The 13,952-nt window shown below is 72.5% G+C and carries 8 protein-coding genes; 1 reads left to right on the top strand and 7 read right to left on the bottom strand.

Annotated features, from left to right (window positions below):
• Positions 1-98: 98 nt before the first annotated feature.
• Genes DBP14_RS02745 through DBP14_RS02725 form a run of 5 tightly spaced genes read right to left on the bottom strand, consistent with a single transcriptional unit; the run spans position 99 to position 7,786 of the window.
• Positions 99-2,636, bottom strand: coding sequence for an acyl-CoA reductase (locus DBP14_RS02745; protein WP_129305452.1), 2,538 nt, complete (start codon positions 2,634-2,636; stop codon positions 99-101).
• The gene (locus DBP14_RS02740; RefSeq protein ID WP_129305451.1) at positions 2,633-3,799 is read right to left on the bottom strand and encodes an acyl-protein synthase; all 1,167 of its coding nucleotides are present in this window, start codon (positions 3,797-3,799) and stop codon (positions 2,633-2,635) included. The genes DBP14_RS02745 and DBP14_RS02740 overlap by 4 nt, the downstream gene beginning before the upstream one ends.
• Entirely contained in the window at positions 3,796-5,001 is a 1,206-nt protein-coding gene (locus tag DBP14_RS02735; protein WP_241740778.1) for a GNAT family N-acetyltransferase, read from the bottom strand. Before DBP14_RS02735 ends, DBP14_RS02740 begins: the two co-directional genes overlap by 4 nt.
• Positions 4,998-6,485 (bottom strand): MFS transporter, encoded by a 1,488-nt coding sequence (locus DBP14_RS02730; RefSeq protein WP_241740777.1) that lies wholly within the window; start codon positions 6,483-6,485, stop codon positions 4,998-5,000. Before DBP14_RS02730 ends, DBP14_RS02735 begins: the two co-directional genes overlap by 4 nt.
• Before the next feature lie 38 nt (positions 6,486-6,523).
• Positions 6,524-7,786 (bottom strand): phenylacetate--CoA ligase family protein, encoded by a 1,263-nt coding sequence (locus DBP14_RS02725; protein ID WP_129305449.1) that lies wholly within the window; start codon positions 7,784-7,786, stop codon positions 6,524-6,526.
• A 554-nt stretch (positions 7,787-8,340) separates the two neighbouring features.
• Between DBP14_RS02725 and DBP14_RS02720 the strand changes: the two genes are divergently transcribed.
• Positions 8,341-11,127: a lectin gene (locus DBP14_RS02720; protein WP_129305448.1), complete on the top strand. Its 2,787-nt coding sequence runs from the start codon at positions 8,341-8,343 to the stop codon at positions 11,125-11,127.
• Positions 11,128-11,196: 69 nt separating this feature from the next.
• On the opposite strand, the gene DBP14_RS02715 is transcribed toward DBP14_RS02720, so the two are convergent.
• Both DBP14_RS02715 and DBP14_RS02710 read right to left on the bottom strand, forming a co-directional pair.
• Complete coding sequence (locus tag DBP14_RS02715) at positions 11,197-12,279, bottom strand: MerR family transcriptional regulator (protein ID WP_129305447.1); 1,083 nt, start codon at positions 12,277-12,279, stop codon at positions 11,197-11,199.
• A 58-nt stretch (positions 12,280-12,337) separates the two neighbouring features.
• Entirely contained in the window at positions 12,338-13,750 is a 1,413-nt protein-coding gene (locus DBP14_RS02710) for a cytochrome P450 (protein WP_129305446.1), read from the bottom strand.
• Positions 13,751-13,952: the final 202 nt, after the last annotated feature.

The following is a 13,952-nucleotide window of genomic DNA, read 5'->3' as shown; positions in this document are numbered from 1 at the left end:
GCGGGGACGCGCCCCGAAGGGGCGGGGGGCTGTGTCAACATGCGGCTCCGCCGCGTGGGCGCGCCCAGCCACAACGCACCGCAAGCCGAAACGCGGCCCTACCCGCGCAGGTCGACGACAGTCCGCAGCTTCCCGCTGGTAGCGGTCCGAACGAACCCCTCCCGAGCGACCGCCTCCACAACGACCTCCAGCAACCCCTCCTGCTCGGCCGCCGCCAACTCCGCAACCTCACCGGTGATGACCTCCCGCGCGGCCCGAAGGTCGCCGCCGGCGTACTCCTCGTCCAGCCGGACAGTCAACCGCTCCCGGCCGGCCCCGGAGGCCACCAGCACCTGCACCTCACCGTGGTACCCGAGCCCCTCCTCGGCCGCGCGCACGATGCTCCGGTAGTTGATGAAGTACGTCCCGACGCGCACCACATCGCCGTAGCGGCCGAGCAGTTCGATCCGCGGCACATGGCTGCCGCACCCGCAGGGGCCCGCCACGGCCCGGCCCAGGTCGCCGATCTCATAGCGTTCCAGCCGCTGCCCCGCGCGGGCCCGGGAGGTGAACACCAGCCGTCCCGGCTCGCCGGGCGGCACCGGACGGTCCTCACGCGGATCGAGGACCTCCAGGGTGTGCAGATCGGTCAGCACATGGTGGACCGACCCCGCGGACTCGGTGCACTGGTAGCCCAGCGGCCCCAGGTCGGTGCTGCCGTACGCGGCGGACCGGATCACCTCCACCCCGAACTCCTCGGTCAGCACCCGCCGTTGCTCGGAGGTGAAGTGCTCGCCGCCGTAGAACACCTTGCGGATGCCGCCGTAGCCGCGCAGCCGCTCGCCCTCGGCGTGGAACAGCTGCCACAGGTAGGACGGCATGCCGAAGACCGTGTCCACGGCGTGGGTGACCAGCGCCTCGGCGACCACGGCGTGGTCCGGGCCCGCCGCCATCGGGACCTGCGTGGCGTTCAGCCGCTCCAGGATGGAGAAGAAGCTGATGAAACTGCCGTACATCCCGCCGCAGTAGAACAGGTTGGCCGCGCGGTCGCGGGCCGGGTCGAAACCGGCGGTGAGCAGCCCGTCGGCGGCGGCGCGCATCTGGTTGTCGTAGTCGTCGCAGGTGAACACCGACAGGGCGGGCGCACCGCTGGAGCCCCCGCTGCGGAAGTACAGGTGCGTGTGGCGGGCCTCCAGCGTGGCGAGGGCACGCTGTACGCCCTCCTTGCCGAGCAGCGGCGCGGCCGGCGCCGGGGGCAGCGCGGGGGCGGCGATCAGGTCGTCCAGGCAGGCCACCGTACGGAAGCCGGGCTCGGCCGCGCGGACCGTGACCCGGCGGCTGTAGCGCTGCAACGCGTAGACGCCGTCGTGGGGTTCGCCCTCGTAGCCGTCGAGCATGGAGCCGACCGGGGTGACGCGGGTGACGCCGGCCGCGAACAGCGCGCGGGACAGCTCGGCCACGTCCGACCGGCCGCCGCCCACGGCGGCCGTCTGCAGGTAGCGGCGCATCGGCCGCAGCGTCGCGGTGACCGCCTGCCGGGGGAGCGGCTTGATCCGGACGCTGCGGTGCAGCGGGGAGGCGTCCAGGGCCGGCCGGGTGTCGGCCAGCACCCGCCAGGAGCCGTCGTGGGCGGCGAACACCCGGGTGAGGCCCAGGTGTTGCTCCAGCCGGGCGAGCTGCTCGACGGTGGTGATCTCCGCCTGCTCGGCCCGGCCGGGGACCGGCGCCTGGCGGGCCCCGGACACCTTGGCCAGCCGCTCGGCGAACCGCTCGGCGAACGCGAAGAGTTCGCCGCTCTCGCCGCTCTCAGCGCCCTCGACGTCCCTGGTGCCCTCCGTGTCGAGGTACACCACCTGCGGGCTGGAACAGGCCTGTTGCTCGAAGCGGCACACGTCCTCGGCGAGCGCGTCCAGCACACGGTCGTCGGCCGCGGCCTCCCGGGTCAGATAGGCGAAGGAGATCCGGTGCCCCCACTCGACCATCCGGCAGCCGGGCGGCGCCAGTTCGGTCACGGCGGTGACGGCGTCCTCGCCGCCCCACACCGCGATCGCGTCCGCCGGCCCGCACAGCGCCTGGAGCCACTCGCGGCGCGAGGACGGGAAGCCGAGGACGACGATCCGTTCGGCGATCAGCCCGGCCGGGTCCGCCGCCCCCAGCGCCGCGAGCAGTTCGGCGGCGAGCGCGCTGTCGTTCCGGCTGGTCTTCAGGACGTTGAGGTTCCCCGCCAGCAGGCCCTCCACCACGCTCAGCGGTGCGACGGCGGCCGCGTTGCCGGGGGCGATGTGCACCAGCAGCCCGACGGGAGCCCAGGCCTCGTACACCGTCTCCCGGGCGTCCGGCCGGGTCAGCCGCTCCGGACGCAGGCCCCCCAGCTCGCGGCGCAGCTTGCGCTCCAGGGCCTGCCGGGTGAGCGCGGCGGCCAGCTCGGCCAGGGTGACGGCGGCCTCGTCGGCGGGCAGCAGCCCGGCCAGCCGGCCGTACAGGGCGGAGGCGGGGTCGGCCAGGTCACGGCCGACCGCGGCGCAGGCGCCGAGCACGACGTCGGTCGGCAGCGGCCGGCCGAGGACACGCCCGGCCAGCTCAGGCAGCCCGGCGAGCCGCCGGCCGGCCTCGGCGTCGTCGATGAACTCGCCTTGCCACAGGTGGGAGTTGGTCATGACATTCCCTTCATCAGTTCGGCGGCGGCGACCGCGCAGCTGCGGTTGCGGCTCACTCCGGCACGCCCGTGCACGGTGAAGAAGTCGGTGGACAGCGGGCAGGGACACTCCTCGCCCGGGTGCAGGGAGGCGAGGTCGCCCATCACCACGCTGTGCGCCGGCACGGACGTGATGTACGGGCTGACCAGGTGCAGGAAGCCGCGCTCCCCGTACGGCAGCGGGCGCAGCGTGCCCACGTCCCGGACCGCCGCCCGTGACCACACCGGCACGTGCAGCCGGTGGTGCCCGCACTCGACGTACGGCACGCAGTGCTCGACGGAGCCGAAGGTGTCCCGGATCCGGTCACCGGGGATGCCGAGCCGGTCGCCGACCTCGGCGTAGAAGGCGTCCTTGCCGATCTGCCGGTCGGCGTGGCCCTTCCAGCCGCCGCCGAGGACCACCAGCGAACCCTCGGGCAGGCTGAGCGGCGGCAGGCCCATGGCCCGCATCCGCTCCAGGGTGAAGTACAGGAAGGCGGGGAAGCCCAGGATGCGCACCGGCACGTCGTCGTCGGCGTACCGCTGGAGGGCCGCGATGCACCCGTGCACGTCGAACTCGTGGCCGCCGCCGGTGTGGCGCAGGGCGTGCGTGGTGTGCCGGGCCGGGGCGAAGTCGCACAGGTAGTTGTCGGTGAACGAGGTGCCGAGCTTCAGCGAGGGCGCCGGTTCGTAGCTGTAGAGCAGATAGTTGACGGGCCGGTCGGGGGTGATCCAGCCGTAGTGGTCGAAGATCCGGGCCACCATGCGCTGCGCCGAGCGGATGGTCCACTCGTCGAAGAACATCTGCGACTTCTGGCCCGTGGTCCCCGAGGAGGTGAGGTGCAGGAACACCTCCTCGCGGGGTACGGAGAGCACCTCGTGCCGCTTGAAGAACGCGGCCGGCACCAGGGGGGCGCGCACGTCCGCGCCGACCGTGGGCGCCGGGACCTCGGGCGGGTCCTGGAGCAGGGCGGCGAAGAAGGGGGAGCGGGCGGCGTGCCAGGCGTGCGCCTCGGCCATGGCGGCGGCGAACAGCGCGTCGGCGCCGTCACCGGTCGCGTACGGCTCGGTCAGGTCGCACAGCCGCTGGACGTGGCCGAGCGCCGCCGGGTCGGGGACCTCGACGGGAGCGAGATGGGGGTTCATCGGGACACCTCGGGAAGGGGCAGATAGGTGGCGGTCCAGGCGCTCAGATAGGCGCCGAGGTACGGCTGGAGCAGCGGGCTGACGGCCGTCGTACGGAAGTCGATCTGACGGCTGGTGCGGGACAGCACCACGTAGTCGTGGAGCCGGTCGCCGATGCGGCGCATCGCCGGGTACACCGCGCTGGGGACGAACCCGGAGGCGAGGAACACCTCGAGGGCCGCGGTGTCGGCCAGCGGCAGCAGCGTCTCGGCGTAGTCCGCGCCGGCCCGGGTGATCGTCGTCATCAGCGCCTCCAGCGCGCCGCTGACCGCCGCCGGACGCGGGTGTACGGCGACGAGCGCGCAGTTTCCCGCCACGGGATCGAGATCGGCGTACGCCTCGAAACCGCCGTCGGCGGCGACGAGCAGGGCGTTCGGCGTGTGCAGCGGGAAGAAGCGGTCCCCGGGGCCGGGGAAGCGCTCCAGGAAGCGGCGGCGGACGAAGGCGGGCGCGGCGATCAACTCGATGGGCTCGGCATCGGCGGTTGCGGGCACCCGCGCGGGGCGGTCCGGGAGCCGGATCGTGTCGTCGTAGTTGATGCCCGTCGTGGTGCGGGAGCCGGTGTCGGTCGGGGCTCCGGTGTTCGTTCCCGTGTCCGTGCCGGTACCGGTGGACGCGGCGGTCAGCAGCGGCGACAGCCGTTCCGGTACGGCCGCGACGGCTTCCCGCCGCTCCAGCACGCCGTCGGCGTACCGGGCGAACAGAGCGAGCGTCTCGCAGCCGTCGACCTCGACCGCGTTGGGCAGCAGGCCCAGCGGCCGGAAGCCGTTGCGTACGACGACGTGCTGCGGGCCCTCGGTGACGACGCGGACGGTGGCGTACACCGAGTCGAGCCGGCCACCGGCGAAGGCCTCCTCGCAGACCGCGCCGGTCAGCCGGGACGCCAGCCCGCCGCCGCGCCGGCCGGGGTGCACGGCGAGCCCGACGAGCTTGCCGATGCGGCTGCCCGGCTCGGTCTGCACGACGGCCGAACCGGCCAGGGCGCCCTCGGCGGTGCGGGCGAGGAGCCAGTGCGCGGTGCCGTCGGTCATCAGCCGCCGCATCACCGCCGGATCGCTGCCCAGCGGCACCGGATAGCGGTGCCCGTACACCTCGAAGTACAACTGCCGCAGTTCCGCGATGTCCTGGACGGTCGCGGGGGAGAAGAACACGTCCGCGCTCACGCCGTCGCTCCCGAAGGTGCTGCCGTCAGCGCGGGCTGGTCGCGGACGGCGGCCCGGCCGCCCAGCCACCACAGGGCCAGCGCCACCGGCACCAGCCCGGCACCCTGCACCAGACAGAGAGTTCGGGCCGTCAACTGGTCGCCGAGCGCGCCGAAGACGAGGGAGGAGACGGGGAACGTGGCCCCGAGCAGCGCCTGCATGACCGCGAAGAAGCCAGGCTTGTCGGCGGCGGGCACCAGCCGCTGGAACAGCGCGACGAACCGGACGCCGATGACCCCGACGCACCAGCCGGTCACGGCGAGCGAACCGAGCGCCACCGCGTGGCCGGTGACCAGTCCGGGCAGGCCGAGGGCCGCGCCCATCACCAGCAGGCAGACGCTGCCGACGGTGACCGGCCGCCCGGGCAGCCGGCCGCCGGTGAACGACCCGACCAGCGTGCCCGCGCCGAGCGCCGCCTCCAGCGAGGCGACGGTCGAGCCGGTGGAGTGCAGGACGCCACGGGTGTAGAGCGGCATCACGACGTAGACGGCGGTGGTGAAGACGTTGGCGGCGGCGAAGCACACCAGGACGCGCCGGATGAACGGCAGTTCCGCCAGAATCCGGCGCAACGGACGCCGCGCCGGGCCTGCCTGGGTCGGGCCCACGTGGGTCGGGTCGGCCTGGGTCAGGTTCGCGTGGGCCGGGTCGGCGTGGATCAGGCCCGCGTGGGCCGGGTCGGCGTGGGCCGCACCCGCCTGGGCCGGACCTGCCTGGGCCGGACTTGCCTGGCCCGCACCCGCCTGGGCCGTGTCGGCGTCCGTCGGGGGCCGGTCGGTCGCCCGTGCCGGTCCCGCCTGGTCAGGGTCGGCGTAGGCCGGGCCCTGGTCCGTCACCTCTGCCGCCCCGGTCGCGCCCGGGCACGGCACCGTGGCGCGCGGGAAGCGGGCCGAGACGACGAGCAGCGCGGCGAGCAGATAGCCGGCCGCGCAGCCGGTGACGACGCCGCTCAGTCCTCCGGCGTCGACCGCGAGGGGGCCGAGCAGCCCGCCGGCGAGACCGGCGACCGACTGGGTGGAGAGCTCGAAGCCGGTGGCCGACTCGATGTCGGCGTCCTCGACCAGCTCCGGAACCGACGTCGTCAGACAGGGGTCGAACACCGCCTGGCAGGCGGCCAGCGCGAGCCCCACGCCGTAGGTGACGGCCATCGGCAGGGTCCCGGCGTACGTCCAGAGGGCCGCCGCCCCGGCCACCGCACCCGCTCCGGCCGCCGCGCAGGCCAGCACCGCGCGGTGCGGGCGGCGTTCGACGATCCGGGCCACCACGGGGGCCAGCGCGACCGCGGGCAGCGTGCTCAGCATGAGGAACAGGCCCGAGTCGAGTCCGCGGTGGGCGCCCCCGGCGAAGCCCACGAGCCACCACACCGCGCCGACCTGGAACATCCGGCTCGCCGCCTGGGTGAGCAACTGCCCCGCCCAGACCCGGCCGAAGGAGGGATTGCGCAGCACCAGAGGCAGCCGACGTGCACGAGGGGCCGGCGTCCCGCTCACGAGTGCGGCCGTTCGTCGACGACGCGGATGAGCTTGCCGGTACGGGAGTTGACCGAGAGATCCTGGTGCCGCACCCATTCGACGGTGAGCGGGTTCACATGGCCGGCGGCCGTGGCGCTCGCGTACAGCGGCCGCTGGGCGACCACCGCGGTCACCACGGCGTCCCCCAGCGCTGCCCGGCCGGCGCCGGGTTCACCGGCCGCGAGCCGCAGGGTCAGGCCGTCCCGGCCGTACAGCCGGCGCACCACGAGCTGCAGCCCGGTCACGTCACCGGCGGTGTCGACGGCGGTGACGATGTCGTGGACGTCCTGCGTGTAGAGGGAGACGGGGCCGACCCGTACGCCTTCCTCGGCGCGGCCGAGGATGCGGAAGACGCCCGCGTCCCGGTCCACCCACTCGGCCCGGTCGCCTGCCGGGTAGCGGATGACCGGCATCAGCCGCCGGCGGAGGTCGGTCACGACGAGCCGCCCCGGGACCCCGTCCTCCTCGACGGGCCGGTCGGTGTCGTCGCCGAGGATCTCCACCACCGTGTGCGGCGTGAACGCGCGGTGCACCCGGGGATCACCGCCGGGTACGGCCTCGCCGAGCAGGCCCGCGTCGACGCTCGCGTAGCCGAGCGAACGAGCCTCGGCGTTCGGGAACGCGGCTTTCAGTAGCGGCAGTTGATCGCCGAACAGGCACTCGCCGCCGAAGAACAGCAGCTCCACGTCCGGCAGTGTCCGGCCGGCGGAGGTCAGGCGCTCGGCGAGCGCGCACAGCGTGGTCGGGGTGCCGGCGACGACCTCGGCGCGGAACTCCTCCAGCGTCGCGGCGGTGGATTCCCAGGGCGCGGCTCCGCCAATCGGCAGGCGCACATTGGCCACCGGTGACCGGTGCAGCGAGTCGAGGACGAAGCTGAAACTGGCGTACAGGTCACCGGCGTAGAACAGATCGGCCACGCGGTGGCCGGGACGCAGCCCCGCGCCGACGAGTCCGGCGCCGAACGCGGCGGTGAATTCACGCCATTCCGTGCGGGTGTAATACGAGAACTTCGGGGCGCCGGTGGTGCCGCCGCTGCGGAAGACGACCGCCTCGTGCAGCGGTGCGGTCAGAAGGGTGTTGTCACGCGGTGAATTGGCCCGCCAGAACTCCGTCTGCGGGACCAGCGGGAGGTCCGTCAGGTGCGTCACCTCCTCAGGTAGACGCGCGTAGAGCTGACGGTAGAAAGGCGAGTTGGCGCGTACGAAGCGTATGAGCTCCGTAAATGGTTGAACGGGCATCAATTTCCTGCTCGAAGGCGTGGAGTGTCGGCGCGGGAATGGGCCGACGGGGGTGAGAGACGGTTACGCGGAAGCGCCCCGGGCGGGTGGGCGTCCGGACCAGAAGAATATCTCACCATTCGGGACGGAGTTGCGCCAACTCGGTGTGTCGGTAAGGCGCTTCGGCCCGGGATGGGCTGTAATGCCTTCGGGTTCCCCCGGAAAGGAGAGACGGTGCTCACATTTATGGCCTTGTATAAGCGTTACTTGAATAACCCTCAAGTGGCTTTTATGTGACGGGGGCAGGGAGGGCGGTTCGGCGACCCTGTTGACGTGAGCACGCCCGCTGGCTATGTTGCGACCGTACTTGAGCCGATCCGGTACGGCTGCTCCACCCTCGCGTTGGACAACGTTGTCATGCGCAGCCCTCCGTGACCTGTCACGCCCGCTCGGAGACAACGTTGTCGGCAGTCCTCGCCGCCCCGTGTCGCAGCCGCAGCCGCAGCCGTGGCCGTGGCCGTGGCCCAGGCAACCCAGGCCCTCGACGCACGAATGACCTCAGGAGGCGGATCGCGATGCCCCACCCCCTTCGCACGGCTCTGGGCGCCGCCGCAGGCGCCCTCCTGCTAGGCGCGTACGCGTTACCCGCCCCGGCCGCCTGGGCGGCGCCCGAGAGACCGGCCCGGCTCGTCACCTCCCCGGCCGACCTGGTCAACCCCTTCCTCGGCACGTCCAACGACGCCAACGACTTCCCCGGCGCGGACGTGCCCTTCGGCATGGTGCAGTGGAGCCCCGACACCTCGTCGCGGCCGCCCGGCGGCGGCTACGAGTACAAGGACTCCTCGATCACCGGATTCAGCCTCACCCATCTCGCGGGGCCGGGCTGCGGCGCCGCCGGTGACGTTCCCGTGCTGCCGACGGTGGGCGGCGTGAACAACACGGCGACGGACTCCTTCTCGCACGCGAACGAGTCCGCCACGGCCGGCTCCTACAAGGTCGCCCTCGACAACAAGGTGACCACCGAACTCACCACGACCACGCACAGCGGCATGGCCCGCTTCACCTTCCCCTCGACCACCCAGGCCAACCTGCTGTTCAAGCTGACGGGCAGCCAGAACGGGGGTTCCGGCACCCAGTTCGACGTCGTCTCCGACACGGAGGTCAGCGGCCGGGTCACCAGCGGGCGGTTCTGCGGCGCCGGCAACACCTACACCGTCTACTTCGACATGGTCTTCGACCGGCCCTTCGCGTCCAGCGGCAGCACCCTCGCGGACGCGACGCCGCTGCGCCGGCCGGCCACCGACCTGGCCGGAAAGAACGCCGCCGACCAGCCGAACAAGCCCCGCCTGCACGGCTCGATGCCGAAACACGCGGCGGACGCCGCACCCGGACACGACACCGGCACTACGGCAGCCGCCTCAGCCGCGTCGAACGCGCACGTCACCTTCGACACGAGTGACAACCCGGTCGTCCAGGCCAAGGTCGGCATCTCCTACGTCTCCGTGGCGAACGCGGCGGCCAACCGCACCGCCGAGAACCCCGGCTGGAACTTCGCGGACGTCCGCGACGCGGCCCACGCGGCCTGGAACACCGTGCTCGGCAAGGTGCGGATCGCCGGCGGCAGGGCGGACCAGCAGACCCTGTTCTACACCTCGCTCTACCACTCGCTGCTGCACCCGAACGTCATCAGCGACACCAACGGCCAGTACTACGGCTTCGACGGCCGCACCCACACCGTGGACCAGGGCCACCACGCCGCCTACGCCAACTACTCCGGCTGGGACATCTACCGCTCCCAGGCCCAACTCGAAGCACTGGTCAGCCCACAGGTCGCCTCCGACACCGCCCAGTCGATGACGGACGACTACACCCAGACCGGCATCTTCCCCAAGTGGTCCGAGTACAACGGCGAGTCCTACGTCATGGTCGGCGACCCGGCGGCGTCGATCATCGCCGACTACCACGCCTTCGGCGCACGGGACTTCGACACCGCCAAGGCCCTGTCCGGCCTGCTGAAGCAGGCGAGCACCACCAACAACGACCGCCCCGGCCTGAACTACCTGGACGACCCGGGCTACATGCCGCACAACGGCAGCTACGGCTGCTGCAACTTCTACGGCCCGGTCGCCACGACCCTGGAGTACAACACCGCCGACTTCGCCCTCTCCGCCTTCGCCGGCGCCCTGGGCGACACCGGCAGCCAGCGCACGTACGCCCACCGGGCCCAGGACTGGCGCAACGTCCTCGACCCCGCCTCCGGCTTCGTCCAGCCCCGTAACGCCGACGGCAGTTGGACGGGTGGATTCGACCCCACCAGCGGCACCGACATGGTGGAGGCCGACTCCTGGATCTACACCGGCATGGTGCCGTTCGACGTGGCCGGTCTCGCCACCGCCAAGGGCGGCGACGACGCGATGGCCGACTACCTCGACACCGTGCTGCGCAGCTACACCGGCGACCGCGGCTACGCCTGGGTCGGCAACGAGCCCAGCATCGAACTCCCCTGGGAGTACGACTACATCGGCCGCCCCTACCAGACCCAGGCGACCGTCCGCTCGATCCAGGACCACATCTGGTCCAACACCCCGGCCGGCCTCGCCGACGGCAACGACGACCTGGGCGCGATGAGTTCCTGGTACGTCTGGTCCGCCCTGGGCATGTACCCGATGACACCCGGCACCCCCGACCTCGCCCTCGGCTCACCCCTCTTCCCCCAGGCGGTCATCACCCTCCCCTCCGGCAAGACGCTGACGATCAACGGCGACGGCGCCGCCGACAACGCCCCCTACGTCCAGTCCGCCACGTTCAACGGCTCCGCCTGGAACAACGCCTACGCCCCCACCACCGCGATCACCTCCGGCGGCACCCTCGGCTTCACCCTCGGCACCAGCCCCAACACCAACTGGGCCACCGCCGCCTCCGCCGCCCCGCCGTCCTACCCCGGTGACACCTCCGCCCCGGCCAAGCCCCGCATCGGCCCGGTCACGGCCGGCGTGAACTCCGCCCTCTGCGTCGACGACGCCGACTCCGGCACCGCCGACCACACCGCGATCCGCCTCTGGGGCTGCAACGGCACCTACGCCCAGGACTGGACGATCGCCGCCGACGGCACCCTGCGCACCCTCGGCAAGTGCCTCGACGTCTCCAACAGCGGCACCACCAACGGCACCCTCGTCCAGCTCTACACCTGCAACGGCACCGGCGCCCAGCAATGGACAGCCGCCTCCGACGGCTCCCTCCACAACCCCCACTCCGGCCTCTGCCTCGACGACCCCCAGTCCACCACCACAGAAGGAACCCGCCTCCAGATCTACACCTGCAACGGCACAACAGCCCAACACTGGACCCTGCCCCCGGCCTGACCGGCACAGGGAACGGGCTCGCTCACGCCACCCCGGGTGACGTGAGCGAGCCCGTTCGCGCCGGTGGAGCTAGTCCTCCAGCCGGACCGGCATCAGGAGGGAGAAGGTGCGGTCGTCGTCGGGGCGGCGGATGGCGAGGGGGGCCGTGGGGGCGCCGAGTTCGAGGATCAGTTCGGCGCGGGACGCGGAGGTGAGGGCGTCCAGGAGGAAGTCGCGGTTCACGCCGATGGCGTCCTGGGTGTCGGCGGCGTCCGCCTGGACCGAGACGGTGCCGTCCTCCGTGACGCCGAGCACGCTGACGTCGTAGGACACGCCGTCCTGCTCACGGGTCTCGGCGCCGCGGACCGGTCCGGTCACCAGGGCCTCGCGGAAGGCCGCCGTGTCGACGCGGGCCCGGCGGCCCTCCGGCAGCTGGACCAGGCGTCGGTAGTCGGGGAAGTCGTGGCCGAGGCGCTGCCCGGCCGCCTGGCGGTCACCGGACTCCAGCGAGACGCGGTCGCCGTCCACGGTGAGCCGCGCCGGTTCGGTCCCGTGCAGCAGCGCCCGCATCGCGTCGGCGAGGGGCAGCGGTACGACGGCCTGCACCCGGGGTCCGTCGTGCCCGGTGGCGGGGGCCTGGGCGACAGCCATGCGGTAGCGGTCGGTGGCCACCACGGTCAGACTCTCGCCGTCGATGTCGAACAGGATGCCGCCGAGCGTGGGCAGTTCCGGATCGGTACCGGCCGCGAAGCGCACGGCCTCCAGCGCGGCGGCCAACTCCTGTGCGGGGACCGCGAGCTGGGCGGCGGCGGTGAGGGACGACGTCATGGGGTTCTCCCTGTGGTCGAGAAGGGCTCGGAGTGCGGAGAACTCGACGCGGGCATCGGTCAGGCCCCGTTCGAGACGGCGCAGGTGCGCCTTGAGGAGCCCGCGCACCAGGTCCGTGTCCGGGCCGGCCCAGCCGGCCAGCACCAGCCGGATGTCCGCCAGGGGCATGCCGGCCCGGCGCAGGCGGGCCAGCACCCGTGCCTCGTCCAGCTGCCCCGGCTCGTACCAGCGGTAGCCGCTGACCGGGTCCACCCAGGCGGGGACCAGCACACCGGCCCGGTCGTAGAACCGCAGCGCGCTCACGCCCAGTCCGCTGTCCCGGGCCATCTCCCCGATACTGCGCATCTCGCTCTCCACACCCGGAACTCTGAGCCCTCGACAAGGTCGAGGGTCAACCACACCGTCACTTCCCCGGTGTGCCGCCGGTCTCCCGCTGACCCGAACCGTAGTAGGCCAGGCGGATCACGTCCGGTTTCACCGTGACGACGGCCTGCGGGGCCGGCGGACGGGACGCCAGTTCCAGCCGGGGCCACGTCCGCAGCACCGTCGCGAGGATGATCTGGAGCTCGGACCAGGCGAAGTTCTCCCCGATGCACTTGCGGCGGCCGTCCCCGAAGGCGAGGAACGAGCCACGCGTGGCGCCCGCGCGTCCGGGGCTCCAGCGCTCCGGGTCGAAGACCTCCGGGTCGGGGAAGTACGCCGGGTCGTGCTGGTGCAGATAGGGGCTCCAGACGACGTCCGCGCCCCGCGGGATCCGGTGGCCGCCCAGGTCGACGTCCTCCGTCGCGGTGCGGGTCACCATCCAGGCCGGCCCGTACTTGCGTATCGCCTCCTGCAGGACCTGTCTGGCGTACGGCATCTTCTCCAGGTCCTCGTACCGCAGCGGCCGCTCGGCGCAGACCGCGTCGAGTTCCTCGCGGAGCCGCTGCTCGATGCCGGGGTGCCGGGTGATCTCGTAGAGCGTCCAGGCCAGGGTGGTGCCGGTCGTCTCGATGGCGCCGGTGAGCAGGGTGATGGCCTCGTCCTGCAACTGCTGGCGCGACAGGGGGTCGACGGCCGTCAGCAGCGTGGCGAACAGTCCTTCCTGCTCCTGCGCCGCTTTCGCGTGCGGGCAGCCCGCTTCTTCCGCTCCACCGGTGTCCAGGGTGTTGCTGCGGTGGTCGATGGCCTGGTCGATGAGGTGGCGCAGCCGTGCGACCCGCTCCGCGTGGGCGCGGTTGGCCGGCAGCGGGAGGCGGGTGATCCAGGACGGCAGGACCGTCTGCCGGATGGTCCCCTTCATGATGGCCGGCATGAGCGCGGTGAAGTCGCCCTGGAGGTTCTCGGGCAGGTCGGTGCCGAAGAGGGCGACCAGGAACGCGGCGAGCGTGATGTCGTTCATGTCGGCGTACACGTCGCGGGCCTCGCCCTCCTTCCAGGAGGCGACGAGGGACCCCACCCGGTCGATCATGGCGGCGCCGCGCCGGGCGATGTGGGCCTTGTTGAACATGGGCTGCATCTGGCGGCGGTTGCGCATGTGGGTGTCACCGTCGGCGACGGTGGCGAGCCCGTCGCCGAAGAACACCCGCAGCGCGTCGATGATCTTGCCGCCCTTGGCGAAGTGCGCGGCATCGGTCACGAGGACGCGCCGGGTGAGCGCCGGGTCGGTGACCACGTAGGCGGGCGTGGTGCCGATCCCGATGCGTACGACGCTGCCGTGCCGGCGCAGCGAGGTGATGAAGGGGAGCGGGGAACGGGCCAGCAGGTGGGCGTGCCCGAGGAGGGGGAGGCCACCGGGCGCGGATGGCGTGGGGGTGAACGTGGACGAGGCGGTCACGGCGCTTCGCGCTCCTCATGTGGGGGTGACGATGCGGCCGATGCATGCCCAAGATCACCTACCGTGATACCCGGTCGCACTGAGTCCTGCGTCACACGCCGCGCTGAGGCCGTCCGGCCCGGCGCCACCACGCCAGCCCCCCCGGCCCGGCGCCACCACGCCAGCCCCCCGGCCGTCCGGCCCGGCGTCACCCGCCCTACGG

The sequence above is a fragment of the Streptomyces sp. L2 genome (assembly GCF_004124325.1).
Classification (GTDB): Bacteria; Actinomycetota; Actinomycetes; order Streptomycetales; family Streptomycetaceae; genus Streptomyces.
Note: the sequence above shows the minus strand (reverse complement) of the source record. Positions and strands in the feature narration are given on the sequence as shown.